The following is a 25,775-nucleotide window of genomic DNA, read 5'->3' as shown; positions in this document are numbered from 1 at the left end:
ATCGCCCCCTCCAGGGGGTGCAGGGAACCACGCTCCGCCGTCTGGCGTTGACCAGAAACGGAGGGTCCACTGAAAAGTGGACACGTAAGCGCAAAGGGTTCCCCTGCCGCATCACCTGGAGGAGGGCGTACCGTGCACCGCCGGCACAACGGGCTCAGGACCGCAGTTCTCCTCGGAGGGCTGTCGGCGCTCATCATCGTCATCGGCAGCCTGTTCGGCCGCACAGGCCTGGTCGTGGCGGTCCTCGTCGCGCTGGGCATCAACGCGTACGCGTACTGGAACAGCGACAAGCTCGCCCTGCGCGCCATGCGGGCCCGGCCGGTCAGCGAGTTCCAGGCGCCGCAGCTCTATCGCATGGTCCGCGAGCTCTCCACGGCGGCGCGCCAGCCCATGCCCCGGCTGTACATCTCGCCCACCCAGGCCCCGAACGCCTTCGCCACGGGACGCAACCCGCGCAACGCCGCGGTCTGCTGCACCGAGGGCATCCTGCAGCTCCTGGACGAACGTGAGCTGCGCGGCGTCATCGGGCACGAGCTCAGCCACGTCTACAACCGCGACATCCTGATCTCCTCGGTCGCGGGCGCGCTCGCCTCCGTGGTGATGTTCCTGGTGAACTTCGCGTGGCTGATCCCGGTCGGCAGATCGGACGACGACGAGGGCCCCGGGCTGTTCGGCATGCTGCTGATCATGATCCTCGGGCCGGTCGCCGCTTCCCTCATCCAGCTCGCCGTCAGCCGCTCCCGGGAGTACGAGGCGGACGCCTCGGGTGCCCGGCTGACCGGCGACCCGCTTGCCCTCGCCTCGGCACTCCGCAAGCTGGAGTACGGCACGCAGCAGCTCCCGCTGCCGCCCGAGCCGCGCCTGGAGACGGCGAGCCACATGATGATCGCCAACCCGTTCCGGGCCGGTGAGGGGCTGTCCAAGCTCTTCTCGACACACCCACCGATGCGGGAGCGCATCAGCCGTCTGGAGGAACTGGCAGGGTACCGACCGTGAAAACCATCCTGAACGTCATCTGGCTCGTCCTCTCCGGCTTCTGGCTGTTCCTCGGGTACGCCCTGGCCGGCGCGATCATGTGCATCCTGATCATCACGATCCCCTGGGGCATAGCCTCCTTCCGGATCGGCGTGTACGCCCTCTGGCCGTTCGGCCGCACCACGGTCGACCGGCGCGACGCGGGCGCCGCCTCCTGCCTGGGCAACGGCATCTGGCTGCTGCTCGCGGGCTGGTGGCTGGCGATCGGGCACATCGTCACGGGCGTCGCCCTGTGCGTCACGATCATCGGCATCCCGTTCGGGATCGCCAACTTCAAGCTGATCCCGGTCTCCCTGTTGCCCCTGGGCCGCGAGATCGTCGACACGGACCGGCCCTTCGCGGCGCGCTGAGGCGGCGCCGACGGCCCGCGGCGGGCCCTGTGCCCCCGCCCGGCCGCCATGCCCCCGAACGCCGACGGGGCGGCCCGCAGTGCGCGGTGCCGCCCCGTCGGCGTTCACGTGATCCGAGGGCGCAGGGCCTACCGGTAGTTCACGAACTGGATGGCGAAGTCCAGGTCCTTGCCCTTCAGGAGCTGCTGGACGGACTGGAGGTCGTCGCGGCTCTTCGAGGAGACGCGCAGCTCGTCGCCCTGGACCTGGGCCTTGACGCCCTTGGGGCCCTCATCGCGGATGATCTTGGCGACCTTCTTCGCGTTCTCCTGGGAGATGCCCTCCTCGAGCGAGGCGAAGATCTTGTACTCCTTGCCGGAGGCCTGCGGCTCGCCCGCGTCCAGCGCCTTCAGCGAGATCCCGCGCTTGACCAGCTTGGACTGGAAGATGTCGAGGACAGCCTTCACCCGCTCCTCGGCGTTGGCGCGCATCTCGATCTTCTCGCCGGACCAGGCGATCGAAGCGTCGACGCCCTTGAAGTCGTAGCGCTGCGAGATCTCCTTGGCGGCCTGGTTGAGGGCGTTGTCGACCTCCTGCCGCTCGACCTTCGAGACGATGTCGAAACTGGAGTCGGCCATGTTGAGTTGGCTCCTCGTAGGTAGATCCGTCAGGGACGCGGCCCGTCCCGGACCGCCCCGCAAGCCTAGCCACCCGGGCGCCGACCCGGTCGTGATCGGGGCGCGCGGAACCGAGTGGCGGACCACCCCCCGCCATCAGGTATGGTTTACGTCGTTGCCACGGAGCACCGCCCAGGCGGGACTCCCGGCAGCAATCCCAGGCGGTGTGCCCGAGCGGCCAAAGGGAGCAGACTGTAAATCTGCCGGCTCAGCCTTCCCAGGTTCGAATCCTGGCGCCGCCACAGGAGAGCGAGAGGCCCCCACGAGAGTGGGGGCCTCTTCGTGTTTCCAGCTCTCCCCTGCAGGGCGCGGCCGTGGGCCCTCGGCGGCTGCCCGCCGAGGGTGCCGGTTCTCAGGCCTGTGCCGCGTTCCGTACGGCGTCCTCGACCGGGGTGTCGCCGCCGATCAGCTCCAGCGTCCGGCCGGCCGTCGCCGGCTCGGCCAGCAGGGCCGCGAGCACCGCCGCCACGTCGTCCCGGGTGACGTCGCCCCGGCCCGTGGACTCGGCCAGCCGCACCGAGCCGGTGCCCGGGTCGTCCGTCAGCCGCCCCGGGCGCAGGATCGTCCAGTCCAGGGTCGTCCTGGCCCGTACGTCCGCGTCCGCCGCGCCCTTCGCGCGCAGGTAGGCGGCGAACACCGGGTCCGTGCCCGCCGGCGGTTCCCGGTCCGCGCCCATGGCCGAGATCACCAGGAACCGCCGCACGCCGACGGCCTCGGCCGCGTTCGCGAAGAGCGTGGCGGCGCCGCGGTCCACGGTCTCCTTGCGGTCCTCGCCGCTGCCTGGCCCCGCGCCGGCCGCGAAGACCGCGGCGTCCGCGCCCTCCAGATGGCGCGCGACCTCGTCGACCGAGGCCGCCTCCAGGTCGCACACGACCGGTTCGGCGCCGGCGGCCAGGAGATCCCCGGCCTGTTCGGGCCGCCGGATGATGCCCGCGACCTCGTCCCCGCGTGCGGCGAGCAGTCGCTCCAGCCGCAGCGCGATCTGACCATGTCCTCCTGCGATGACAATGCGCATGATCCCGACCGTACGCCCGCACGCGACGGACCGGGCGCCACAGCCCCGCACACGCCGTCGGACGCGCGCGTTCCACGCCATCCGGCGCACAGCGCGCCCGTGGGACATGGCCGAACACCCCGCGACCGCCAACGCCCTCGCGAGCCGTACGGCCGTCCCCCCCCGAAGCCTCACCGGCCTCCTCACGTGCCGTACGCGGCCGCAAGCCTGAGCTCACCGGCCCCGCACCGCCGTACGGCCGTTCTCAGCGCTGTGACTGGCGTGGCAGCTCCAGTGCCACCGTCGCTTCGGAGTCGCAGTACTCGCGGACCGCGCTCGTACGGGCCACCACCCGTCCCCGGTGGACCACGATCCGGCTGTACGCCAGGGACAGCGCCGCCGCGATGCTGTGGCCGCGCAGGGCCAGCAGCTCGGCGGGGAAGCCCGCCTCCACGCGCACCTCCGGCAGGCCCAGCGTCTCCCGTGCCGCCGCGCTCACCGTGTCGTACGCGCCCTCGGGGGTCGCCTCGCCGCGCGCAGCGAGCAGGTACGCCGCTTCCAGCGGGTCGCCCCGGCCGACCGGATTCGCCGCGTCCCGGAGCGCGCCGCTGCCCGCCGTGACGCGTACTCCGGCCGCCCGCAGCAGCCGTACCGGCGCCGGGCCCGTCACCTGGGAGGACGGCCGCTCCAGGCCCGCGCAGTCGCCCTGCGGCAGGCAGACGACCGTGACCCCGGCCGCCGCCAGCTGCTCGGCGGCGCGCGCGGCCACCCGCCACGGCATCCGGCCCAGCCCCGCGCACGGCCCGATCGCCACGCCGGGCCGCAGCCCGCCGGCCATCGCGGCCAGCCGCCCCAGCCGGGCCGGGTCGTCACCGTCGGTGTGCAGGTCGACGGCGCAGCCGTGCTCGGCGGCCAGGCCCAGGACCGTCTCCACGTAGCCCGCCGGGTCGGGGTCCAGGTCGGGGCAGCCGCCGACGACGGTGGCGCCCATCTTCAGCGCGTCCCGCAGCATCGCCGGCCCGTCCGCGCCCGCGGCACCGGTCAGCAGCCGCGGCACGGCCACGGCGGTGAGGTCGACGAGGCCGTGCAGCGTTCGGCGGGCCTGCAGGACGGCCGCCAGCGAGCGCAGCCCGGAGACGTCACCGATCCGTACGTGGGTCCGCAGCGCCGTCGCGCCGTGCCCGAGGTGCAGCAGTGCCGACTCCGTGGTGCGGCGCTGCACGTCGTCCGGGTCGTCGGAGGCGGGCCCCGGACAGTCGGCGGTCAGCGCCGTGTCGCAGTGCGCGTGCGGCTCGGCCGGGGCCGGCAGCAGCAGATAGCCCTGCAGGTCGATGCGGTGGCCCCGGGCGTCGAGCCGGCCCGCGGTGCCGACGGCCTCGATGCGTCCGCCGCCGAGCCGTACGTCCACCGTCCGGCCGTCGGCCAGCCGTGCGCCGCACAGCATCAGGGAGCCCGCTTCGGGCCGCTCGGACCGGCCGGCCCCGTGCGGCTTTCCCGGATTCGGCTGCTGACTGCTGTCGGCCATCGCGCTCCTAGGGGTGCAAGATCACGCAGCGTGGTCCGAGCCTAGGGCGCGGTACGGGCGCGTTCGAGCAGGCGCGGAATAGTCGTACCGGTGTGGTGCACGTGGCAGTTGGGGCGCCGAGTCGATTCGGATTTCACGTTTGGCTGTCGGCCGTGTAATGTCTTCATCGCTCGCCCCAATAGCTCAGTCGGCAGAGCGTCTCCATGGTAAGGAGAAGGTCTACGGTTCGATTCCGTATTGGGGCTCTGGTGTGTGAGGTACTCACCTTCGGGTGAGTCCCACTCGCATCACAGCGGTGTAGCTCAGTCGGTAGAGCAAGCGGCTCATAATCGCTGTGTCACCGGTTCAAGTCCGGTCACCGCTACACACAGTAGCCGATTGTGGGGTCGGTCCTCCGATCGGCTACTCTTTATGCGTTAATCCGTCCAACTTGTTCGTCAAGGAGCACTCACGTGGCTGCCACCGACGTCCGCCCGAAGATCACGCTGGCCTGCGTGGAGTGCAAGGAGCGGAACTACATCACCAAGAAGAACCGGCGTAACAACCCGGACCGTCTTGAGATGAAGAAGCACTGCCCGCGTTGCAACTCGCACACCGCGCACCGCGAGACGCGCTAACAAAGGCACTGCCCTGAAGCAGTAACTACGAGGCCGCCCCCACACCGGGGGCGGCCTCGTAGCGTTGGAGCCTGCGTGACACCCCAGGAGGTTGCGAGCCATGGCGCTCGACCAGTCCTTTGTCGGACGGACGTATCCGCCCACCGCGCCGTACGAAGTGGGCCGCGAGAAGATCCGGGAATTCGCCGAGGCGATCGGTGACGCGAACCCGGTCTACACGGACACCGAAGCCGCCAAGGCGCTCGGCCACCCCGATGTGATCGCGCCGCCGACTTTTGTGTTCGCCATCACTTTCCAGGCCGCGGGCCAGGTGGTCGAGGACCCGCAGCTGGGCCTGGATTACAGCCGGGTGGTGCACGGCGACCAGAAATTCACGTACACCCGTCCGGTGCGCGCCGGTGACCGGCTGACCGTCACCTCCACCATCGAGACGATCAAGTCGCTCGCGGGCAACGACATTCTCGACGTCCGCGGCGAGGTGTACGACGAGGCCGGCGAGCACGTGGTGACGGCCGTCACGAAGCTGGTGGCCCGCGCGGCCGACGAGGAGGCCTGAGGGCGATGACGGCGAAGATCTCTTACGACGACGTCGAGGTCGGCACGGAGCTGCCGGCGCAGTCCTTCCCCGTGACACGCGCCACTCTCGTCCGGTACGCGGGCGCGTCCGGCGACTTCAACCCGATCCACTGGAACGAGAAGTTCGCCAAGGAGGTGGGCCTCCCGGACGTCATCGCGCACGGCATGTTCACCATGGCCGAGGCGGCCCGCGTGATCACGGACTGGACGGGCGACCCGGCGGCGGTGGCCGAGTACGGCGTGCGCTTCACCAAGCCGGTGGTCGTGCCGAACGACGACCAGGGCGCGGTGATCGAGGTCTCCGGGAAGGTCGCGGCGAAGCTCGACGACGACGCGCGGACCGTACGGGTGGACCTGACGGCCACCAGCGCCGGGCAGAAGGTGCTGGGCATGTCGCGGGCGGTCGTCCGGCTCGCCTGACGCGCCACTCGTGCGGCTCGCCCGAGACGCACGGGGTGCAGGGGGCGCTCCCGGCCGGTGCCGGGGGCGCCCCCGTACTCTTGAGGGGTGCAGGAACTTCACGACGCCCCCCTCGCCCCCCTGACCACCTTTCGGCTCGGCGGCCCCGCCGCGCGGCTCGTCACGGCCACGACCGACGACGAGGTGATCGCGGTCGTCCGCGAGGCGGACGCGACCGGCACGCCGCTGCTGCTGATCGGCGGCGGATCGAATCTGATCATCGGCGACAAGGGCTTCGAGGGCACGGCGCTGCGCATCGCGACCCGCGGCTTCGAGCTGACCGGCACGGACCTGACGCTCGCCGCCGGCGAGAACTGGTCCGAGGCCGTGGCCCGTACGGTCGAGGCGGGCCTGGCGGGCGTCGAGTGCCTGGCCGGCATCCCCGGTTCGGCGGGCGCCACGCCCATCCAGAACGTGGGCGCTTACGGTCAGGAAGTGTCGTCCACCATCACCGAAGTGATCGCGTTCGACCGCCAGGCGGACAAGACGGTGACGCTGACGAACGCCGAGTGCGACTTCTCGTACCGGCACAGCCGCTTCAAGGAGCACCCCGAGCGGTACGTCGTGCTGCGCGTCCGCTTCGCCCTGGAGGACGCCGGCGGGCTGTCCGCGCCCATCAAGTACCCCGAGACCGCCCGCGTGCTGGGCGTCGAGGCGGGGGACCGGGTGCCCGCGGCGACCGCCCGTGAGACGGTGCTCAAGCTGCGCGCCGGCAAGGGCATGGTCCTGGACCCCGAGGACCACGACACCTGGTCGGCGGGCTCCTTCTTCACCAACCCGATCCTCACGGCCGAGGAGTACCAGGAGTTCGTCGCCAAGGTGCACGCACGTCTCGGCGAGGACGTCATGCCGCCCGCCTTCCCCACCGGCGACGGGCGGACGAAGACCTCGGCCGCCTGGGTGATCGACAAGGCCGGCTTCACCAAGGGATTCGGCGACGGGCCGGCCCGCATCTCCACCAAGCACACGCTCGCGCTCACCAACCGGGGAGCGGCGACGACGGAGGACCTGCTCGCCCTGGCGCGCGAGGTGCGCGACGGCGTGCACGCGGCCTTCGGCGTGACCCTGGTCAACGAGCCCGTGATGGTGGGCGTCGGCCTCTGAGGCGCGCGGCGCGCTGCGCCTGATAGGCCGCGCCCTCTCGGCCCCTTACTTGGGCCCGCTCACTCGCCCCCTTGGTAGGCCGCGCCCTCTCGGCCCTTAACTTAGGCCGGCTCACTCGGCCCCTAGTAGGCCACGCCCACGCCCCGCCGCACCGTCGCCGCATCCATGGCCAGCGCGAGCATCGCGTGGGCCACGTCGGCGCGGGAGATCGTCCGGCCGCTGCGCGGCGTCCCGCCGACGGCCGTGCGGTACGTGCCGGTCAGCGGCCCGTCGGTGAGCTTCGGCGGGCGCACGGCCGTCCAGTCCGTCGCGGAGCGGGCCAGCTCCGCCTCCAGCGCGCCGAGATCGGCGTAGATGTCCTTCAGGACCGTGCTGATCACCGCCCGCACCGCCCGGTCGAGGAACGGCTCGCCCTCCGGGACCGGGCCCACGGGCGCCGCGCTCACCACCAGGAGGCGCCGTACCCGCTCCGCCTCCATGGCGCGCAGGACGGGGACGGTCACCCGGGTGGCGACCCCGGCCTCCTTACGGGAGCGCGCGCCCAGCCCCGACAGCACCACGTCACGCCCCGCCACCGCAGGGCGCAGCGTCCCGGGATCTGTGAGATCGGCGCGGAACACCTCCAGGCCGGGTCCCGAGGCCGTCAGCCGCGCGGGGTCGCGCACCACCGCCGTCACCTCGTGGCCCGCCGCCAGGCCCTGCTTGACGATCTCCTGTCCGATACCGCCGGTCGCGCCGAAGACCGTGAGCCGGAGCGCCATGACGTGCCTCCTGAGGGTGGTCGTGATCGAGGTGGGTGAGTGCTCACTCACCTTTAGGGTGAGTGAATGCCCACCCAGAAGTCAACGCCGGTCCGGATCCTCGACGCGGCCCACGAACTGCTGCGTACCGCCGGCCTCGCGCGCACCACGACCAAGCAGATCGCCCGCGCCGCCGGCTGCTCCGAGGCCGCGCTCTACAAGCACTTCGCGAGCAAGGAGGAGATCTTCGTACGGGTGCTTCAGGAGCGGCTGCCGAGCGTCGGCCCGCTCCTGGACGAGCTCACCGCCGACCCGGGGGAGCGCTCCGTCGAGGAGTGCCTGACGGCCGTCGCGCGCCGGGCGCTGGACCTGTATACGCAGACCCTGCCGATCGCCGGCTCGCTCTTCGCCGAGCCCGCGCTGCTGCAGCGGCACCGGGAGGGCCTGGCGCAGCTCGGTACGGGCCCCCGCCAGCCGCTCGACCAGCTCGCCCGCTACCTGCGCCGCGAACGGGACCGCGGCCGCATCCGTCCCGACGCCGACCCCGAGTCCGCCGCGGCGCTGCTGCTCGGCGCCTGCTTCCAGCGGGTCTTCCTCGCGGCCTTCGCGGCGACAGAGGAGTCCGGGGGAGCCGGAGGAGTCGGGGGAGCCGGGGAGTCCGGGGGAGTCGGGGGCGCGGCGGACTTCGCGGCGGAGACGGCCCGTACGGTGCTCAGCGGCATCGCCTGAGGCCCCGCGGGACGCGCGCGGAGGCCGGGGCGGTCAGGACGCCAGCCAGCCGTCGATGTCCGCCAGTATCCGCTGCTGCTCCTCCAGTGGCGCGCGCGAGCCGCGTACCGACTGCCGGGCCAGCTCGGCCAGTTCGGCGTCCGAGAAGGCGTGGTGCTCGCGGGCGATCTCGTACTGCGCCGCCAGCCGCGCCCCGAAGAGCAGCGGGTCGTCCGCCCCGAGAGCCATCGGCACCCCGGTGTCGAAGAGCATGCGCAGGGGCACGTCCTCGGGCTTCTCGTACACGCCCAGCGCCACGTTCGAGGCAGGGCACACCTCGCAGGTCACCCCGGAGTCCGCGAGCCGCTTCACCAGGTACGGGTCCTCCGCCGCCCGTACGCCGTGCCCGACCCGGCCGGCGTGCAGGTCGTCCAGGCAGTCCCGGACGCTCGCCGGGCCCGACAGCTCGCCGCCGTGCGGCGCCGCCAGCAGCCCGCCGTCCCGGGCGATCGCGAACGCCCGGTCGAAGTCGCGCGCGAACCCCCGCCGTTCGTCGTTGGAGAGGCCGAAACCCACCACCCCGTGATCGGCGTAGCGCACCGCGAGACGGGCCAGCGTACGGGCGTCCAGGGGGTGCTTCATGCGGTTCGCCGCGACGAGCACGCGCATCCCGAGCCCGGTCTCGCGGGAGGCCGTCGCCACGGCGTCGAGGATGATCTCCAGCGCCGGGATCAGCCCGCCCAGCCGTGGCGCGTACGAGGTGGGGTCGACCTGGATCTCCAGCCAGCGGGAGCCGTCGCGGACGTCCTCCTCGGCCGCCTCGCGCACCAGCCGCTGGATGTCCTCGGGCGATCTCAGGCAGGACCGGGCGATGTCGTACAGCCGCTGGAATCTGAACCAGCCGCGCTCATCGGTCGCCCGGAGCTTCGGCGGCTCGCCGCCGCTCAGCGCCTCCGGCAGGTGGACGCCGTACTTCTCGGCGAGCTCCAGCAGGGTCGAGGACCGCATCGAGCCGGTGAAGTGCAGATGCAGGTGGGCCTTGGGCAGCAGACGGAGATCTCGGACACGCTCCATTCCAGGATCTTGCCGCACACAACCGCCGATCCGGTAGGCCCCTCCCCGAATGGACGGTTCCGTGAACAGACGAACGGCGGGTCCCGGACAACTTCCGGGACCCGCCGCCTCACCCGTCACCTCCGAAAATCCGGAGGTCGTCTCACTTCGCCTCGGCGAGCAGCTTCTGGATGCGCGACACGCCCTCGACGAGGTCCTCGTCGCCCAGCGCGTACGAGAGGCGCAGGTAGCCCGGCGTACCGAAGGCCTCGCCCGGGACGACCGCGACCTCGGCCTCCTCCAGGATGACCTCGGCCAGCTCCACGGAGGTCTGCGGGCGCTTGCCGCGGATCTCCTTGCCGAGCAGGCCCTTCACCGACGGGTACGCGTAGAACGCGCCCTCGGGCTCCGGGCACACGATGCCGTCGATCTCGTTCAGCATCTGCACGATCTTCTTGCGGCGGCGGTCGAAGGCGACCTTCATCTCGTCGACGGCCTTCAGGTCGCCGGAGACGGCCGCGATGGCGGCGGCCTGGGCGACGTTGGAGACGTTCGACGTGGCGTGCGACTGCAGGTTGGTCGCGGCCTTGATGACGTCCTTCGGGCCGATGACCCAGCCCACCCGCCAGCCGGTCATCGCGTACGTCTTGGCGACGCCGTTGACGACGATGCACTTCTCGCGCAGCTCCGGGACGACGACCGGCAGCGAGGAGCTGCTGCCATCAGCGCTGGCGCGCGCGGCCGCGTCGCCGTACACGAGGTGCTCGTAGATCTCGTCCGTCATGACCCACAGGCCGTGCTCGGCGGCCCAGCGGCCGATCGCCTCGACCTGCTCGCGGCTGTAGACCGCACCGGTCGGGTTGGAGGGCGACACGAAGAGCACGACCTTGGTGTTCTCCGTGCGGGCCGCCTCCAGCTGCTCCACGCTCACGCGGTAGCCGGTGGTCTCGTCGGCCACGACCGGCACCGGGACGCCGCCCGCGAGCTGGATCGACTCGGGGTAGGTGGTCCAGTACGGGGCCGGGACGATGACCTCGTCACCCGGGTCGAGGATCGCGGCGAACGCCTCGTAGATGGCCTGCTTGCCACCGTTGGTCACCAGGATGTTGGCGGCCTCGACCTCGTACCCCGAGTCGCGCAGCGTCTTCGCGGCGATCGCGGACTTCAGCTCCGGGAGGCCGCCGGCCGGCGTGTAGCGGTGGAACTTGGGGTTGCGGCAGGCCTCGACGGCGGCCTCGACGATGTAGTCGGGGGTCGGGAAGTCGGGCTCACCGGCGCCGAAGCCGATCACCGGACGCCCGGCGGCCTTCAGGGCCTTGGCCTTGGCGTCCACGGCCAGCGTGGCGGACTCGGAGATCGCGCCGACACGGGCCGACACGCGACGCTCGGTAGGGGACTGTGCGGGTGGAGTAGCAGCACTCATACCTGCATCGTCGCAGACCGGCCGGGCACCCGGCACGGGGGTTTGTGCCGGCCGCGCCGGAGGTTCCCGTTCGACGCCCGGCCGCCGACCACGTACACTCGACCACCGTTGGCTCCCCAACGGGTCGTCATCGACCGCGCACACCCTGCGTCGGTCGCATGCTGTAGGTTGGGGGAACCACAAAGGGTCGTAGCTCAATTGGTAGAGCACTGGTCTCCAAAACCAGCGGTTGGGGGTTCAAGTCCCTCCGGCCCTGCTACACGCACTTGATTCAGCAGGGTGCGTGCACGCGTACGTAAGGCAATGCACCGCCGTGCGGGCTCTACCGGGCGCGGCACGGCCACGACCCGGATTCAGGTGAGGACGAGTGACGGACGCCCTGGGCTCCATCGACATGCCTGAGCGTGGCCGTTCCGACGACGACGCGACCGAGTCGAAGTCGAAGAAGAAGCCCCGCCGTGGCGGCAAGCGCGGCAAGAAGGGCCCGCTCGCCCGGCTCGCACTGTTCTACCGGCAGATCATCGCTGAGCTCCGCAAGGTCGTCTGGCCGACGCGAAACCAGCTTTCGACGTACACCACCGTGGTGATCGTCTTCGTAGTCATCGTCATCGGTCTCGTAACCGTGATTGACTTGGGAATCAAAGAAGTCGTCGATTACGTCTTCGCCTGATCCCGCGATGGGCGCCTGAAGCGGGCGCCCGTTCGCATGTTCAACCCCTTGAAGCCAGGAAGAAGCAGCCACAGTGTCTGACCCGAACCTGAACGAGCCCGCCGAGCCCGTCGCTGCGGCAGCGGCCGACGTCGACGCGGCGGCTACGGCCGAGGTCGAGGGCGACGACACCCCGCAGGAGATCGTCGAGGGCGCCGACGCCGTCGACGAGCTCGACGCGGAGGACGCTGCCGCCGGCGAGTCCGCCGAAGAAGCGGCCGTGCACGCCGAGGCCGATGAGGCCGACGAGGCCGCCGAGGTCGCCGAGGAGGAGGACGAGGAGCCCGTCGACCCGATCGCGGCGCTCCGCGACGAGCTGCGCGGCCTGCCCGGCGAGTGGTACGTCATCCACACCTACGCGGGCTACGAGAAGCGCGTGAAGGCCAACCTGGAGCAGCGCGCCGTCTCGCTCAACGTCGAGGACTTCATCTACCAGGCCGAGGTCCCCGAGGAAGAGATCGTCCAGATCAAGAACGGCGAGCGGAAGAACGTCCGTCAGAACAAGCTCCCGGGCTACGTGCTCGTGCGCATGGACCTGACGAACGAGTCCTGGGGCGTCGTCCGCAACACCCCGGGTGTCACCGGCTTCGTCGGCAACGCCTACGACCCGTACCCGCTGACGCTCGACGAGATCGTCAAGATGCTCGCCCCGGAGGCCGAGGAGAAGGCCGCCAAGGAGGCCGCCGAGGCCGAGGGCAAGCCGGCGCCGCAGCGCAAGGTCGAGGTCCAGGTCCTGGACTTCGAGGTGGGCGACTCGGTCACCGTCACCGACGGCCCGTTCGCCACGCTGCAGGCCACGATCAACGAGATCAACGCCGACTCGAAGAAGGTCAAGGGCCTCGTCGAGATCTTCGGCCGCGAGACCCCGGTCGAGCTGAGCTTCGACCAGATCCAGAAGAACTGACGGTTCTCCTGGAACAACCGCTTCCGAGCAGGTCAGGCTGGTCCTCGCGACCGTCCTGACCTGCTCGGTTTTTAGCCGCACCTCTATACCCGTTATCGTTGTGCGGTATGCCTCCATCCGGATGACCGGGTGGTCGGCTGGAAACTCTCACTAGGACCCGGAGAGAGCAATGCCTCCCAAGAAGAAGAAGGTCACGGGGCTCATCAAGCTCCAGATCCAGGCCGGTGCCGCGAACCCGGCCCCGCCGGTCGGCCCCGCGCTGGGTCAGCACGGCGTCAACATCATGGAGTTCTGCAAGGCCTACAACGCAGCGACCGAGTCGCAGCGCGGTTGGGTCATCCCGGTGGAGATCACGGTCTACGAGGACCGTTCCTTCACCTTCATCACGAAGACCCCGCCGGCCTCCAAGATGATCCTGAAGGCCGCGGGCGTGGAGAAGGGCTCCGGCGAGCCGCACAAGACCAAGGTCGCCAAGATCACGGCCGACCAGGTCCGCGAGATCGCCACCACCAAGATGCCCGACCTCAACGCCAACGACCTGGACGCCGCGTCGAAGATCATCGCCGGCACCGCCCGTTCCATGGGCATCACGGTCGAGGGCTGATCCAGCCTCGCAGGTCACGCGGCGCGAGCCGCGGACTGGCACCGCGTGGAAGGGCCAGGCGCTGGCCCGGACCACCACTCCATCTGCCACGCGGCACGAGCCGCATGGCGTAACTGCATTCAGGAGCAGCAGTGAAGCGCAGCAAGACTCTTCGCAACGCGGACGCGAAGATCGACCGGGAGCGTCTGTACGCCCCCCTCGAGGCCGTCCGTCTCGCCAAGGACACCTCGTCCGTCAAGTTCGACGCGACCGTCGAGGTCGCCATGCGTCTGGGTGTCGACCCGCGCAAGGCCGACCAGATGGTCCGTGGCACCGTGAACCTCCCGCACGGCACCGGTAAGACCGCCCGGGTCCTGGTCTTCGCGACCGGCGACCGTGCTGCGGCCGCGGAAGCCGCCGGCGCCGACATCGTCGGCGCGGACGAGCTCATCGACGAGGTCTCCAAGGGCCGCCTGGACTTCGACGCCGTCGTCGCCACCCCGGACCTCATGGGCAAGGTCGGCCGCCTCGGCCGCGTGCTCGGTCCCCGTGGTCTGATGCCGAACCCGAAGACCGGCACCGTCACCCCGGATGTCGCCAAGGCTGTCACCGACATCAAGGGCGGCAAGATCGAGTTCCGCGTGGACAAGCACGCGAACCTCCACTTCATCATCGGCAAGGTGTCCTTCGACGACGCCAAGCTGGTGGAGAACTACGCCGCGGCGCTCGAGGAGATCAACCGCCTCAAGCCGTCCGCCGCCAAGGGCCGCTACATCAAGAAGGCCACCATCACCACCACGATGGGCCCCGGCGTTCCGGTGGACGCGAACCGCACCCGCAACCTCCTCGTCGAGGAGGACCCGGCCGCCGTCTGAGCCTGACGACAGCCGCGCGTACTGCGTGAGCCGGGCCCCGCACCTGTTCCTCAGGTGCGGGGCCCGACCCGTTCGTACGGCCGCTGTACGGGCCGTGGGCGGCCTGCGAGCCGCCGGCGGCCCGGGAGTCGGGCCCGCGGCGGTACGGCCCTGTGGAGGCGATTTGCCATGGCCTAGGCCGTTCGCGTACCGTGACGGAGAAGCCAAAGACCGCTGGTTGTCTCTGTGCGCCCATCCGGGTGTGCGGTGGCCGAAGGATCCGCTAGCTGCGGACGGCCTGCGCAGGTGATCGAGGAAGTTCTCCCGGGGACGTATGTCTCCGGTCGAGTCCGCCCCGTGCGCCTGCGCCGGGGCGTTTGTTTTGCCCAGCCCCTTCTGCGCGGTCCTCATCACCCGGAAGGAGGCCGAGGCTCATGGCAAGTCCTGACAAGGTCGACGCTGTCGCGGAGATCACGGACAAGTTCCGCAACTCCAACGCCGCTGTCGTCACCGCGTACACCGGACTGTCTGTCGCGCAGCTCAAGCAGCTGCGTCGTTCGCTCGGTGACAACGCTCAGTACCGTGTGGTGAAGAACACGCTGACCAAGATCGCGGCCCAGGAGGCCGGGATCTCCGTGCTGGACGAGCACCTCGTGGGCTCGACGGCCGTCGCCTTCGTCACCGGTGACCCGGTCGAGGCGGCGAAGGGTCTTCGTGACTTCGCCAAGGAGAACCAGAACCTCGTCATCAAGGGCGGTGTCTTCGAAGGGAAGGCACTCTCCGCTGACGACATCAAGAAGCTTGCGGACCTCGAGTCCCGCGAGGTTCTGCTCGCCAAGCTGGCGGGTGGCATGAAGGCGTCCATGGCCAAGGCCGCGGCGACCTTCCAGGCCCCGCTCACGAAGTTCGCCCGCACCGCGGACGCGCTTCGCAGCAAGGCCGAGCAGGGCGGTGCCGAGTAATTCGGCTCGCACATTGGCAGCCCCTGCTCAGGTCCGCCTGAGCGCGGGGAGGCCACAGCGGGCCAAACGTACGCCCGCCGACATGTACATCCGGCACCAGCCGATTTAGTGGAAGGACCGCCACCATGGCGAAGCTCAGCCAGGAAGACCTGCTCGCGCAGTTCGAGGAGATGACCCTCATCGAGCTCTCCGAGTTCGTGAAGGCCTTCGAGGAGAAGTTCGACGTCGAGGCTGCCGCCCCGGTCGCCGTTGCCGCCGCCGGCGCCCCGGGTGCCCCGGCCGCCGAGGCCGCTGAGGAGCAGGACGAGTTCGACGTCATCCTCACCGGTGCGGGCGACAAGAAGATCCAGGTCATCAAGGTCGTGCGTGAGCTGACCTCCCTGGGTCTGAAGGAGGCCAAGGACCTCGTCGACGGCACCCCGAAGCCGGTCCTCGAGAAGGTCGCCAAGGACGCCGCTGACAAGGCCAAGGAGGCCCTCGAGGGCGCCGGCGCCTCCGTCGAGGTCAAGTGACCTCTGTCAGTCGCTGACTGAAAACCTCCGGGCCCCGGGTCCTCCGGGTCCCTGCCAAGGGCGATCACCCATGCGGGTGGTCGCCCTTCGGCGTTCCGATGTCCTTGCCGGGTTGCCGCGCACTCGCGTGCGAGTATGGTGATCTTCGTTGTCCGGCCCGTGTGTCCCGTGACGATCTCGCAGGGGTGGGGGGCCTTGACGAACAGCACGCGGCGCGCAATTCTCAGGGACGCGACGTCGGAAGCGATCCGGAGTCCGAGGCATGGATCGCCGACGAAGAGGGCAGTATCGATGTGCGCCACGGGGCGCACGGTATGCAGCAGGCGCTGAGCGTGAAGAACTACAACGAGGGGTATCCCTCTTAGAGGGAGTCACCTTCCGGAGGAGAGATTGGGTGCAGAGCCGGTCTCCGAAAACCCGGGCTGGACATCAGTGTGCCGAGTGGCTACACTGACCCTTTGCGCTGCCTGTTAGCTGCTCCCTGCCCGTCACCAGGGGCATACCCACATCTCAGCACTGCGGTCCAGACCTCCCTGACCAGGGATTTCTTGTCCGATGTGCGGACGTGGGACCGGTACGCGCGTAGTGAGTCCGAGCCCTCGGAAGGACCCCCTCTTGGCCGCCTCGCGCAACGCCTCGACTGCCAATACGAACAACGGCGACAGCACCGCCCCGCTGCGCATCTCTTTTGCGAAGATCAAGGAGCCCCTCGGGGTTCCGAACCTCCTTGCGCTGCAGACCGAAAGCTTCGACTGGCTGCTCGGCAATGCCGCATGGAAGGGTCGCGTCGAGGCTGCGCTGGAGTCCGGTCAGGACGTCCCCACCAAGTCCGGTCTGGAGGAGATCTTCGAAGAGATCTCCCCGATCGAGGACTTCTCCGGGTCGATGTCGCTGACGTTCCGCGACCACCGCTTCGAGCCCCCGAAGAACTCCATCGACGAGTGCAAGGAGCGCGACTTCACGTACGCGGCCCCGCTCTTCGTCACCGCTGAGTTCACCAACAACGAGACCGGCGAGATCAAGTCCCAGACGGTCTTCATGGGCGACTTCCCGCTCATGACCAACAAGGGCACCTTCTGCATCAACGGCACCGAGCGTGTCGTCGTCTCGCAGCTGGTCCGCTCGCCGGGCGTCTACTTCGACAGCCAGATCGACAAGACGTCCGACAAGGACATCTTCTCCGCCAAGATCATCCCGTCCCGGGGTGCCTGGCTGGAGATGGAGATCGACAAGCGCGACATGGTCGGCGTGCGCATCGACCGCAAGCGCAAGCAGTCGGTGACCGTCCTCCTCAAGGCCCTCGGTTGGACGACCGAGCAGATCCTGGAGGAGTTCGGCGAGTACGAGTCGATGCGCGCCACCCTGGAGAAGGACCACACCCAGGGCCAGGACGACGCGCTGCTCGACATCTACCGCAAGCTGCGCCCGGGCGAGCCGCCGACGCGTGAGGCCGCGCAGACGCTGCTGGAGAACCTCTACTTCAACCCGAAGCGCTACGACCTCGCGAAGGTCGGTCGCTACAAGGTCAACAAGAAGCTCGGCGGCGACGAGCCGCTGGACGCCGGCGTTCTCACCACCGACGACATCATCGCCACGATCAAGTACCTGGTGAAGCTGCACGCCGGTGAGACCGAGACGATCGGCGAGAACGGCACGGAGATCGTCGTCGAGACCGACGACATCGACCACTTCGGCAACCGCCGCCTGCGCAACGTCGGCGAGCTGATCCAGAACCAGGTCCGTACGGGTCTCGCCCGTATGGAGCGCGTCGTGCGTGAGCGCATGACCACCCAGGACGTCGAGGCGATCACGCCGCAGACCCTGATCAACATCCGGCCGGTCGTCGCCTCCATCAAGGAGTTCTTCGGCACCAGCCAGCTGTCCCAGTTCATGGACCAGACCAACCCGCTGTCGGGTCTGACCCACAAGCGCCGTCTCTCGGCGCTGGGCCCGGGTGGTCTCTCCCGTGAGCGGGCCGGCCTGGACGTCCGTGACGTGCACCCCTCGCACTACGGCCGCATGTGCCCGATCGAGACCCCTGAAGGCCCGAACATCGGTCTGATCGGCTCGCTCGCGTCGTACGGCCGGGTCAACGTCTTCGGCTTCATCGAGACCCCGTACCGCAAGGTCGTCGACGGCCAGGTCACCGAAGAGGTCAAGTACCTCACGGCCGATGAGGAAGACCGCTTCATCATCGCCCAGGCGAACGCGCCGCTGACGGAGGACATGCGCTTCGCCGAGCAGCGTGTCCTGGTCCGCCGCCGTGGCGGCGAGGCCGACCTGGTCACCGTCGACGAGGTCGACTTCATGGACGTCTCGCCGCGCCAGATGGTGTCGGCCGCGACCGCCATGATTCCGTTCCTGGAGCACGACGACGCGAACCGCGCGCTCATGGGCTCGAACATGATGCGCCAGGCCGTGCCGCTCATCAAGGCCGAGGCCCCGCTGGTCGGTACCGGCATGGAGTACCGCTGCGCGGTCGACGCCGGCGACGTCATCAAGGCCGAGAAGGACGGTGTGGTCCAGGAGGTCTCCGCGGACTACATCACCGTCGCCAACGACGACGGCACGTACACCACGTACCGCGTCGCCAAGTTCACCCGCTCCAACCAGGGCACCTCCTTCAACCAGAAGGTCGTCGTGGACGAGGGCGCGCGGGTCATCGAGGGCCAGGTCCTCGCCGACGGTCCGTCCACGGACGAGGGCGAGATGGCGCTCGGCAAGAACCTGCTCGTGGCGTTCATGCCGTGGGAGGGTCACAACTACGAGGACGCGATCATCCTGTCGCAGCGCCTCGTGCAGGACGACGTCCTCTCCTCGATCCACATCGAGGAGCACGAGGTCGACGCCCGTGACACCAAGCTGGGCCCCGAGGAGATCACCCGGGACATCCCGAACGTCTCCGAGGAGGTCCTCGCCGACCTCGACGAGCGCGGCATCATCCGCATCGGTGCCGAGGTCGTCGCCGGCGACATCCTGGTCGGCAAGGTCACGCCCAAGGGTGAGACCGAGCTGACCCCGGAGGAGCGCCTGCTCCGCGCGATCTTCGGTGAGAAGGCCCGTGAGGTCCGTGACACCTCGCTGAAGGTGCCGCACGGCGAGACCGGCAAGGTCATCGGCGTGCGCGTCTTCGACCGCGAGGAGGGCGACGAGCTGCCCCCGGGCGTGAACCAGCTGGTCCGCGTGTACGTGGCGCAGAAGCGCAAGATCACCGACGGTGACAAGCTCGCCGGCCGCCACGGCAACAAGGGCGTCATCTCGAAGATCCTGCCGGTCGAGGACATGCCGTTCCTGGAGGACGGCACCCCGGTTGACATCATCCTGAACCCGCTGGGTGTCCCGTCCCGAATGAACCCGGGACAGGTCCTGGAGATCCACCTCGGCTGGCTCGCCAGCCAGGGCTGGAAGGTCGAGGGCTCCGAGGAGTGGCAGCAGCGACTGCAGGCCATCGGCGCCGACGACGTCGCACCGCGGACCAACGTCGCCACGCCGGTCTTCGACGGCGCGCGCCAGGACGAGCTGGAGGGTCTCTTCGACTCGACGCTCCCCAACCGCGACGGCGAGCGCATGGTCAAGAGCTCGGGCAAGGCCCAGCTCTTCGACGGCCGCTCCGGCGAGCCGTTCCCGGACCCGATCTCGGTCGGGTACATGTACATCCTCAAGCTCCACCACCTGGTCGACGACAAGCTCCACGCCCGCTCGACCGGTCCGTACTCGATGATCACCCAGCAGCCGCTGGGTGGTAAGGCCCAGTTCGGTGGCCAGCGCTTCGGTGAGATGGAGGTGTGGGCGCTGGAGGCATACGGCGCCGCGTACGCCCTCCAGGAGCTGCTGACGATCAAGTCCGACGACGTGACCGGCCGCGTGAAGGTCTACGAGGCCATCGTCAAGGGCGAGAACATCCCCGAGCCCGGCATTCCCGAGTCCTTCAAGGTGCTCATCAAGGAAATGCAGTCGCTGTGCCTGAACGTGGAGGTGCTGTCCTCGGACGGCATGTCCATCGAGATGCGCGACACCGACGAGGACGTCTTCCGCGCGGCGGAGGAGCTCGGTATCGACCTGTCCCGGCGCGAGCCGAGCAGCGTCGAAGAGGTCTGACGGGTCTGGCCGGGACCTCCCCGTGAGGTCCCGGCCCCACCCCGGACCCCCTCAGACCATGATTGAGACTCGACCCTGAAAGAGGGATTGACGACAGTGCTCGACGTCAACTTCTTCGACGAGCTGCGGATCGGCCTTGCCACCGCTGACGACATCCGTCAGTGGTCCCACGGCGAGGTCAAGAAGCCGGAGACCATCAACTACCGCACCCTCAAGCCCGAGAAGGACGGCCTCTTCTGCGAGAAGATCTTCGGCCCCACCCGGGACTGGGAGTGCTACTGCGGTAAGTACAAGCGCGTCCGCTTCAAGGGCATCATCTGCGAGCGCTGCGGCGTCGAGGTCACTCGCGCCAAGGTGCGCCGTGAGCGGATGGGCCACATCGAGCTGGCCGCTCCCGTCACCCACATCTGGTACTTCAAGGGCGTCCCGAGCCGGCTGGGCTACCTGCTCGACCTGGCTCCGAAGGACCTCGAGAAGGTCATCTACTTCGCCGCCTACATGATCACGTGGGTGGACGAGGAGCGCCGCACGCGCGACCTGCCCTCGCTGGAGGCGCACGTCTCCGTCGAGCGCCAGCAGATCGAGCAGCGCCGCGACGCGGACCTCGAGGCCCGCGCCAAGAAGCTGGAGACCGACCTCGCCGAGCTGGAGGCCGAGGGCGCCAAGGCCGACGTGCGCCGCAAGGTGCGCGAGGGTGCCGAGCGTGAGATGAAGCAGCTGCGCGACCGCGCGCAGCGCGAGATCGACCGCCTGGACGAGGTCTGGAACCGCTTCAAGAACCTCAAGGTCCAGGACCTGGAGGGCGACGAGCTCCTCTACCGCGAGCTGCGTGACCGCTTCGGCACGTACTTCGACGGCTCCATGGGTGCCGCTTCGCTGCAGAAGCGCCTGGAGACCTTCGACCTGGAGGAGGAGGCCGAGCGCCTCCGCGAGATCATCCGTACCGGCAAGGGCCAGAAGAAGACCCGTGCGCTCAAGCGCCTGAAGGTCGTCTCCGCGTTCCTGCAGACCAGCAACAGCCCCAAGGGCATGGTGCTGGACTGCATCCCGGTCATCCCGCCGGACCTGCGTCCGATGGTGCAGCTGGACGGTGGCCGCTTCGCGACCTCCGACCTGAACGACCTGTACCGCCGTGTGATCAACCGCAACAACCGCCTCAAGCGTCTTCTCGACCTCGGTGCCCCCGAGATCATCGTGAACAACGAGAAGCGGATGCTGCAGGAGGCCGTCGACGCGCTGTTCGACAACGGCCGCCGCGGTCGCCCGGTCACCGGTCCCGGTAACCGCCCGCTGAAGTCCCTCAGCGACATGCTGAAGGGTAAGCAGGGCCGGTTCCGTCAGAACCTGCTCGGTAAGCGTGTGGACTACTCCGCGCGTTCCGTCATCGTCGTCGGCCCGCAGCTCAAGCTGCACCAGTGCGGTCTGCCGAAGGCCATGGCGCTGGAGCTCTTCAAGCCGTTCGTGATGAAGCGCCTGGTCGACCTGAACCACGCGCAGAACATCAAGTCGGCGAAGCGGATGGTCGAGCGCGGCCGCACGGTCGTGTACGACGTCCTCGAAGAGGTCATCGCCGAGCACCCGGTTCTGCTGAACCGTGCGCCCACCCTGCACCGCCTCGGCATCCAGGCCTTCGAGCCGCAGCTGGTCGAGGGCAAGGCCATTCAGATTCACCCGCTCGTCTGCACCGCGTTCAACGCGGACTTCGACGGTGACCAGATGGCCGTGCACCTGCCGCTGTCCGCTGAGGCGCAGGCCGAGGCCCGCATCCTGATGCTGTCCTCGAACAACATCCTCAAGCCGGCCGACGGCCGTCCGGTCACCATGCCGACCCAGGACATGGTGCTGGGCCTGTTCTTCCTCACCACCGACGAGGAGGAGCGCAAGGTCATCGGTGAGGGCCGCGCGTTCGGCTCGGTCGCCGAGGCGATCATGGCGTTCGACGCCAAGGAGCTCTCGCTCCAGGCGAAGGTCGACATCCGCTTCCCGATCGGCACCGTCCCGCCCCGCGGCTGGACCCCGCCGGCTCCGGAGGAGGGCGAGCCCGAGTGGCAGCAGGGTGACAGCTTCCGGCTGCGTACGACCCTGGGCCGCGCGCTCTTCAACGAGCTGCTGCCCGAGGACTACCCGTTCGTCGACTACTCGGTGGGCAAGAAGCAGCTCTCCGCGATCGTCAACGACCTGGCCGAGCGCTACCCGAAGGTCATCGTCGCGCAGACGCTGGACAACCTGAAGGCGGCCGGCTTCCACTGGGCCACCCGCTCCGGCGTCACCGTCGCCGTCTCCGACATCGTCGTGCCGGAGGCCAAGAAGGAGATCGTCGCGGGCTACGAGGCCCAGGACGAGAAGGTCCAGAAGCAGTACGAGCGCGGTCTGATCACCAAGGACGAGCGCACGCAGGAGCTCATCAACATCTGGACCAAGGCGACCAACGAGGTCGCCGAGGCGATGAACGAGAACTTCCCCAAGACGAACCCCATCTTCATGATGGTTGACTCGGGTGCCCGAGGAAACATGATGCAGATGCGGCAGATCGCCGGTATGCGTGGTCTGGTGTCGAACGCGAAGAACGAGACCATCCCGCGACCCATTAAGGCGTCGTTCCGTGAGGGTCTCTCCGTGCTGGAGTACTTCATCTCCACCCACGGTGCCCGTAAGGGTCTCGCGGACACCGCCCTCCGTACCGCCGACTCGGGTTACCTCACCCGTCGTCTCGTGGACGTCTCGCAGGACGTCATCATCCGCGAGGAGGACTGCGGCACCGAGCGCGGCCTCAAGCTGCGGATCGCCAGCAAGGACGCCACCGGCGTGCTGCGCAAGGCGGACGACGTCGAGTCCAGCGTGTACGCCCGGATGCTCGCCGAGGACGTCGTCGTCGACGGCAAGGTCATCGCCTCGGCGAACGTGGACCTCGGTGACGTGCTCATCGACCAGCTGGTCGCGCACGGCGTCGAGGAGGTCAAGACCCGCTCGGTCCTGACCTGTGAGTCCGCGGTCGGCACCTGTGCCTTCTGCTACGGCCGCTCGCTGGCCACCGGCAAGCTGGTCGACATCGGTGAGGCCGTCGGCATCATCGCCGCCCAGTCCATCGGTGAGCCCGGTACTCAGCTGACGATGCGTACCTTCCACACCGGTGGTGTGGCGGGTGACGACATCACCCTGGGTCTGCCGCGAGTCGTCGAGCTCTTCGAGGCCCGTACGCCCAAGGGTGTCGCCCCGATCTCCGAGGCCGCCGGCCGCGTGCGGATCGAGGAGACCGAGAAGACCAAGAAGGTCATCGTCACGCCGGACGACGGCAGCGACGAGACGTCCTACGGCGTCTCCAAGCGTGCCCGCCTGCTGGTGAGCGAGGGTGACCACGTCACGGTCGGCCAGCCGCTGACCGTCGGTGCGATCAACCCGCACGACGTGCTGCGCATCCTCGGCCAGCGTGCGGTCCAGGTCCACCTGGTCGGCGAGGTCCAGAAGGTCTACAACAGCCAGGGCGTGGCGATCCACGACAAGCACATCGAGATCATCATCCGGCAGATGCTGCGCCGCGTGACGATCATCGAGTCCGGCGACGCCGAGCTGCTGCCGGGCGAGCTGGTGGAGCGCTCGAAGTTCGAGCACGAGAACCGTCGCGTGGTCCAGGAAGGCGGCCACCCGGCCTCCGGCCGTCCGCAGCTGATGGGTATCACCAAGGCCTCGCTGGCGACGGAGTCCTGGCTGTCGGCCGCCTCCTTCCAGGAGACGACCCGAGTCCTGACGGACGCGGCGATCAACGCCAAGTCCGACAGCCTCATCGGCCTCAAGGAGAACGTCATCATCGGTAAGCTCATCCCGGCTGGTACGGGCCTGTCCCGTTACCGCAACATCCGGGTCGAGCCGACCGAGGAGGCCAAGGCCGCGATGTACTCGGCCGTCGGCTACGACGACATCGACTACTCGCCGTTCGGCACCGGCTCCGGCCAGGCCGTCCCGCTGGAGGACTACGACTACGGTCCGTACAACCAGTAAGCGGTGGCCGGCGGCGGCCGGCACGCGAGGCACAACATAAAAGCGCAGCCACAGGGCGGTCATCCTCATGCCGGGTGACCGCCCTGCGGTGTCTGGGGGATGATGGGACGGTCAGCGCTCCGGCCGGGGGGAGGTCTCAGAGGTGGCGTTCGAACCGTGGCAGGGTGGCCGACCGGTCCACCCGCCCCAACAGGTGCCCGCCATGCGTGCCTCGCACGCGGACCGTGAGCGGGCGGTCGATGTGCTGAAGGCGGGGTTCGCCGAGGGGCGGCTCAGCCAGGACGAGTACGAGCAGCGGGTGGCCCGCGCGTACCAGTCCGTGACCTATTCGGACCTGCACTTATTGGTGAGGGACCTGCCGCAGGGGCCGGTGCCGCAGCCGATGGTGGCGCTGCCGCCGCCGATGGTTCCGCCGACGTTCCTCCCGCTGCCGCAGCAGCGCACCAACCCGTCCGCGACGGGCGCCATGATCTGCGGGTTGCTCACCCCGCTGACCTGGGGTGTCACGGCCGTCCCCGCGGTGATCCTGGGGCACAAGGCACGTACGGAGATCCGTCGGAGCGGTGAGCGGGGCGACGGCATGGCGCTGACCGGCGTGGTGCTCGGCTGGCTCGCGATCGGGGGCTGGTGCCTGGTGATGCTCGTCACTCTGCTGGCGCTGCTGCCGAAGACCTGAGGGGATGGCGGGTCGGTCGACGGGCCCGCCGTGTCGGGGCCGAAGACGTCCTTCCGTCCGCCGCGGGAGCACACTACGGTGGCGGCAGCGCCGAAGGAGTCCGGCGTGTCCTACGCGTGTGCATTTGTTTTGACCGCAGCCCATGCGGTAGGTACGCTCTGACCTTGTGCCTGGGGTGTCCCTGGCCTGCCGTGCGCGCATCTCCTCAAGCCTTCGGGCGGGCGGTGCCGGTGCGTACGAAGCCGGGTCTCGACGCCGTAATCCGTCGCTCCTCGTTCCAGCGAGGAAGTCTGCGGTATTCGACACACCCGACCTCGTGGGTCGGAGGAGTTCCAGGTTAGCTTTACCGAGACTGGCACACAGAAACCGGAGAAACGGTGCCTACGATCCAGCAGCTGGTCCGCAAGGGCCGGCAGGACAAGGTCGAGAAGAACAAGACGCCCGCACTTGAGGGTTCGCCCCAGCGCCGCGGCGTCTGCACGCGTGTTTTCACCACCACCCCGAAGAAGCCGAACTCGGCCCTGCGTAAGGTCGCGCGTGTGCGTCTGACCAGCGGCATCGAGGTCACCGCTTACATTCCGGGTGAGGGCCACAACCTGCAGGAGCACTCGATCGTGCTCGTGCGTGGCGGTCGTGTGAAGGACCTGCCGGGTGTTCGGTACAAGATCATCCGCGGCTCCCTCGACACGCAGGGCGTCAAGAACCGCAAGCAGGCTCGCAGCCGCTACGGCGCCAAGAAGGAGAAGTAAGAATGCCTCGTAAGGGCCCCGCCCCGAAGCGCCCGGTCATCATCGACCCGGTCTACAACTCTCCTCTGGTGACCTCCCTCATCAACAAGGTGCTGCTGAACGGAAAGCGCTCCACCGCCGAGCGCATCGTTTACGGCGCCATGGAGGGCCTGCGTGAGAAGACCGGCAACGACCCGGTCATCACGCTGAAGCGCGCGCTGGAGAACATCAAGCCGACCCTCGAGGTCAAGTCCCGCCGTGTCGGTGGCGCGACCTACCAGGTTCCGGTCGAGGTCAAGCCGGGTCGCGCGTCGACCCTGGCGCTCCGCTGGCTCGTGGGTTACTCCCGCGCCCGCCGCGAGAAGACCATGACCGAGCGCCTCATGAACGAGCTGCTGGACGCCTCGAACGGCCTCGGCGCTTCGGTCAAGAAGCGCGAGGACACGCACAAGATGGCCGAGTCCAACAAGGCCTTCGCGCACTACCGCTGGTAGTCGCTACCCACATCGAGAC

24 protein-coding genes and 4 tRNA genes are annotated in these 25,775 nt (G+C 69.0%); 22 read left to right on the top strand and 6 right to left on the bottom strand.

Translation table 11 applies throughout. The features are described from left to right. Positions 1 to 132: 132 nt before the first annotated feature. Both htpX and IF20_RS10470 read left to right on the top strand, forming a co-directional pair. Complete coding sequence (gene htpX, locus IF20_RS10475; RefSeq protein ID WP_052864793.1) at positions 133 to 996, top strand: zinc metalloprotease HtpX; 864 nt, start codon at positions 133 to 135, stop codon at positions 994 to 996. After that, positions 993 to 1,385: a YccF domain-containing protein gene (locus tag IF20_RS10470; RefSeq protein ID WP_052864792.1), complete on the top strand. Its 393-nt coding sequence runs from the start codon at positions 993 to 995 to the stop codon at positions 1,383 to 1,385. Before htpX ends, IF20_RS10470 begins: the two co-directional genes overlap by 4 nt. Positions 1,386 to 1,513: 128 nt before the next feature. On the opposite strand, the gene IF20_RS10465 is transcribed toward IF20_RS10470, so the two are convergent. Continuing rightward, positions 1,514 to 2,002 (bottom strand): YajQ family cyclic di-GMP-binding protein, encoded by a 489-nt coding sequence (locus IF20_RS10465; protein ID WP_052864791.1) that lies wholly within the window; start codon positions 2,000 to 2,002, stop codon positions 1,514 to 1,516. A gap of 199 nt (positions 2,003 to 2,201) precedes the next feature. On the opposite strand from IF20_RS10465, the gene IF20_RS10460 reads away from it, so the two are divergent. After that, a tRNA-Tyr gene (locus IF20_RS10460) sits at positions 2,202 to 2,283 on the top strand. 110 nt (positions 2,284 to 2,393) lie between these two features. Here IF20_RS10460 and IF20_RS10455 read toward each other — a convergent pair. Together IF20_RS10455 and IF20_RS10450 are read right to left on the bottom strand one after the other, a co-directional pair. Continuing rightward, a complete protein-coding gene (locus IF20_RS10455) occupies positions 2,394 to 3,056 on the bottom strand; it encodes an NAD(P)H-binding protein (protein WP_052864917.1) in 663 nt (220 codons plus the stop codon). A gap of 244 nt (positions 3,057 to 3,300) precedes the next feature. Further along, entirely contained in the window at positions 3,301 to 4,560 is a 1,260-nt protein-coding gene (locus IF20_RS10450; protein ID WP_052864790.1) for an amidohydrolase family protein, read from the bottom strand. 172 nt (positions 4,561 to 4,732) lie between these two features. Here IF20_RS10450 and IF20_RS10445 point away from each other — a divergent pair. The 6 genes from IF20_RS10445 (at position 4,733) to IF20_RS10420 (ending at position 7,316) form a co-directional block, all read left to right on the top strand. Then, a tRNA-Thr gene (locus tag IF20_RS10445) sits at positions 4,733 to 4,805 on the top strand. Positions 4,806 to 4,851: 46 nt separating this feature from the next. After that, a tRNA-Met gene (locus tag IF20_RS10440) sits at positions 4,852 to 4,924 on the top strand. 88 nt (positions 4,925 to 5,012) lie between these two features. Continuing rightward, positions 5,013 to 5,177 (top strand): 50S ribosomal protein L33, encoded by a 165-nt coding sequence (gene rpmG, locus IF20_RS10435; RefSeq protein WP_003956487.1) that lies wholly within the window; start codon positions 5,013 to 5,015, stop codon positions 5,175 to 5,177. 100 nt (positions 5,178 to 5,277) lie between these two features. Next, a complete protein-coding gene (locus tag IF20_RS10430) occupies positions 5,278 to 5,733 on the top strand; it encodes a MaoC family dehydratase N-terminal domain-containing protein (protein WP_052864789.1) in 456 nt (151 codons plus the stop codon). A 5-nt stretch (positions 5,734 to 5,738) separates the two neighbouring features. After that, positions 5,739 to 6,173: a MaoC family dehydratase gene (locus IF20_RS10425; RefSeq protein ID WP_052864788.1), complete on the top strand. Its 435-nt coding sequence runs from the start codon at positions 5,739 to 5,741 to the stop codon at positions 6,171 to 6,173. An 87-nt stretch (positions 6,174 to 6,260) separates the two neighbouring features. Then, positions 6,261 to 7,316 (top strand): UDP-N-acetylmuramate dehydrogenase, encoded by a 1,056-nt coding sequence (locus IF20_RS10420; RefSeq protein WP_052864787.1) that lies wholly within the window; start codon positions 6,261 to 6,263, stop codon positions 7,314 to 7,316. 122 nt (positions 7,317 to 7,438) lie between these two features. Here IF20_RS10420 and IF20_RS10415 read toward each other — a convergent pair whose 3' ends face one another. Further along, positions 7,439 to 8,077 (bottom strand): NAD(P)-dependent oxidoreductase, encoded by a 639-nt coding sequence (locus IF20_RS10415; RefSeq protein WP_052864786.1) that lies wholly within the window; start codon positions 8,075 to 8,077, stop codon positions 7,439 to 7,441. A 66-nt stretch (positions 8,078 to 8,143) separates the two neighbouring features. Between IF20_RS10415 and IF20_RS10410 the strand changes: the two genes are divergently transcribed. After that, positions 8,144 to 8,785, top strand: a complete 642-nt coding sequence (locus IF20_RS10410; RefSeq protein WP_052864785.1) for a TetR/AcrR family transcriptional regulator — start codon at positions 8,144 to 8,146, stop codon at positions 8,783 to 8,785. Between the two features lie 33 nt (positions 8,786 to 8,818). On the opposite strand, the gene IF20_RS10405 is transcribed toward IF20_RS10410, so the two are convergent. Together IF20_RS10405 and IF20_RS10400 are read right to left on the bottom strand one after the other, a co-directional pair. Further along, positions 8,819 to 9,838, bottom strand: coding sequence for an adenosine deaminase (locus IF20_RS10405; protein ID WP_052864784.1), 1,020 nt, complete (start codon positions 9,836 to 9,838; stop codon positions 8,819 to 8,821). 142 nt (positions 9,839 to 9,980) lie between these two features. Further along, a complete protein-coding gene (locus tag IF20_RS10400; RefSeq protein WP_052864783.1) occupies positions 9,981 to 11,240 on the bottom strand; it encodes a pyridoxal phosphate-dependent aminotransferase in 1,260 nt (419 codons plus the stop codon). Positions 11,241 to 11,423: 183 nt separating this feature from the next. Here IF20_RS10400 and IF20_RS10395 point away from each other — a divergent pair. The 12 genes from IF20_RS10395 (at position 11,424) to rpsG (ending at position 25,756) form a co-directional block, all read left to right on the top strand. Continuing rightward, positions 11,424 to 11,496: transfer RNA gene (locus tag IF20_RS10395), tRNA-Trp, on the top strand. A 111-nt stretch (positions 11,497 to 11,607) separates the two neighbouring features. Next, a complete protein-coding gene (secE, locus tag IF20_RS10390; RefSeq protein WP_052864782.1) occupies positions 11,608 to 11,910 on the top strand; it encodes a preprotein translocase subunit SecE in 303 nt (100 codons plus the stop codon). A gap of 73 nt (positions 11,911 to 11,983) precedes the next feature. Next, entirely contained in the window at positions 11,984 to 12,853 is an 870-nt protein-coding gene (gene nusG / locus IF20_RS10385; RefSeq protein ID WP_052864781.1) for a transcription termination/antitermination protein NusG, read from the top strand. A gap of 169 nt (positions 12,854 to 13,022) precedes the next feature. Further along, positions 13,023 to 13,457 carry a 50S ribosomal protein L11 gene (rplK, locus tag IF20_RS10380; RefSeq protein ID WP_030262765.1) on the top strand — a complete coding sequence of 145 codons (435 nt, stop codon included), beginning with the start codon at positions 13,023 to 13,025 and terminating at the stop codon, positions 13,455 to 13,457. Positions 13,458 to 13,588: 131 nt separating this feature from the next. Beyond that, the gene (gene rplA, locus IF20_RS10375; RefSeq protein WP_052864780.1) at positions 13,589 to 14,311 is read left to right on the top strand and encodes a 50S ribosomal protein L1; all 723 of its coding nucleotides are present in this window, start codon (positions 13,589 to 13,591) and stop codon (positions 14,309 to 14,311) included. A gap of 413 nt (positions 14,312 to 14,724) precedes the next feature. Beyond that, entirely contained in the window at positions 14,725 to 15,252 is a 528-nt protein-coding gene (rplJ, locus tag IF20_RS10370; RefSeq protein WP_052864779.1) for a 50S ribosomal protein L10, read from the top strand. A 125-nt stretch (positions 15,253 to 15,377) separates the two neighbouring features. Continuing rightward, positions 15,378 to 15,764: a 50S ribosomal protein L7/L12 gene (gene rplL, locus IF20_RS10365; protein WP_030262775.1), complete on the top strand. Its 387-nt coding sequence runs from the start codon at positions 15,378 to 15,380 to the stop codon at positions 15,762 to 15,764. Positions 15,765 to 16,379: 615 nt separating this feature from the next. After that, positions 16,380 to 19,862 (top strand): DNA-directed RNA polymerase subunit beta, encoded by a 3,483-nt coding sequence (gene rpoB, locus IF20_RS10355; RefSeq protein WP_052864777.1) that lies wholly within the window; start codon positions 16,380 to 16,382, stop codon positions 19,860 to 19,862. A gap of 96 nt (positions 19,863 to 19,958) precedes the next feature. Continuing rightward, the gene (locus IF20_RS10350) at positions 19,959 to 23,858 is read left to right on the top strand and encodes a DNA-directed RNA polymerase subunit beta' (RefSeq protein WP_052864776.1); all 3,900 of its coding nucleotides are present in this window, start codon (positions 19,959 to 19,961) and stop codon (positions 23,856 to 23,858) included. Positions 23,859 to 24,060: 202 nt separating this feature from the next. Next, complete coding sequence (locus tag IF20_RS10345) at positions 24,061 to 24,534, top strand: DUF1707 and DUF4190 domain-containing protein (RefSeq protein WP_052864775.1); 474 nt, start codon at positions 24,061 to 24,063, stop codon at positions 24,532 to 24,534. Between the two features lie 377 nt (positions 24,535 to 24,911). Further along, positions 24,912 to 25,283: a 30S ribosomal protein S12 gene (gene rpsL, locus IF20_RS10340; RefSeq protein WP_003948652.1), complete on the top strand. Its 372-nt coding sequence runs from the start codon at positions 24,912 to 24,914 to the stop codon at positions 25,281 to 25,283. A 2-nt stretch (positions 25,284 to 25,285) separates the two neighbouring features. After that, on the top strand, positions 25,286 to 25,756 hold the full coding sequence (gene rpsG / locus IF20_RS10335; RefSeq protein ID WP_030262788.1) for a 30S ribosomal protein S7: 471 nt from the start codon (positions 25,286 to 25,288) through the stop codon (positions 25,754 to 25,756). The last annotated feature ends 19 nt before the right edge of the window (positions 25,757 to 25,775 follow it).

Source organism: Streptomyces niger, assembly GCF_000718305.1.
Lineage (GTDB): Bacteria > Actinomycetota > Actinomycetes > Streptomycetales > Streptomycetaceae > Streptomyces > Streptomyces niger.
The sequence above is the reverse complement of the archived record's forward strand: the minus strand, read 5'-3'. Positions and strand labels throughout refer to the sequence as shown.

Coding starts and splice junctions, on each gene's coding strand:
- IF20_RS10410 (WP_052864785.1), top strand. CDS start 8,144: ATGCCCACCCAGAAGTCAACGCCGGTCCGGATCCTCGACGCGGCCCAC.
- IF20_RS10415 (WP_052864786.1), bottom strand. CDS start 8,077: ATGGCGCTCCGGCTCACGGTCTTCGGCGCGACCGGCGGTATCGGACAG.
- IF20_RS10450 (WP_052864790.1), bottom strand. CDS start 4,560: ATGGCCGACAGCAGTCAGCAGCCGAATCCGGGAAAGCCGCACGGGGCC.
- IF20_RS10405 (WP_052864784.1), bottom strand. CDS start 9,838: ATGGAGCGTGTCCGAGATCTCCGTCTGCTGCCCAAGGCCCACCTGCAT.
- IF20_RS10345 (WP_052864775.1), top strand. CDS start 24,061: ATGCGTGCCTCGCACGCGGACCGTGAGCGGGCGGTCGATGTGCTGAAG.
- rplJ (WP_052864779.1), top strand. CDS start 14,725: ATGGCAAGTCCTGACAAGGTCGACGCTGTCGCGGAGATCACGGACAAG.
- IF20_RS10430 (WP_052864789.1), top strand. CDS start 5,278: ATGGCGCTCGACCAGTCCTTTGTCGGACGGACGTATCCGCCCACCGCG.
- IF20_RS10455 (WP_052864917.1), bottom strand. CDS start 3,056: ATGCGCATTGTCATCGCAGGAGGACATGGTCAGATCGCGCTGCGGCTG.
- IF20_RS10425 (WP_052864788.1), top strand. CDS start 5,739: ATGACGGCGAAGATCTCTTACGACGACGTCGAGGTCGGCACGGAGCTG.
- rplL (WP_030262775.1), top strand. CDS start 15,378: ATGGCGAAGCTCAGCCAGGAAGACCTGCTCGCGCAGTTCGAGGAGATG.
- IF20_RS10400 (WP_052864783.1), bottom strand. CDS start 11,240: ATGAGTGCTGCTACTCCACCCGCACAGTCCCCTACCGAGCGTCGCGTG.
- IF20_RS10465 (WP_052864791.1), bottom strand. CDS start 2,002: ATGGCCGACTCCAGTTTCGACATCGTCTCGAAGGTCGAGCGGCAGGAG.
- rpsG (WP_030262788.1), top strand. CDS start 25,286: ATGCCTCGTAAGGGCCCCGCCCCGAAGCGCCCGGTCATCATCGACCCG.
- rplK (WP_030262765.1), top strand. CDS start 13,023: ATGCCTCCCAAGAAGAAGAAGGTCACGGGGCTCATCAAGCTCCAGATC.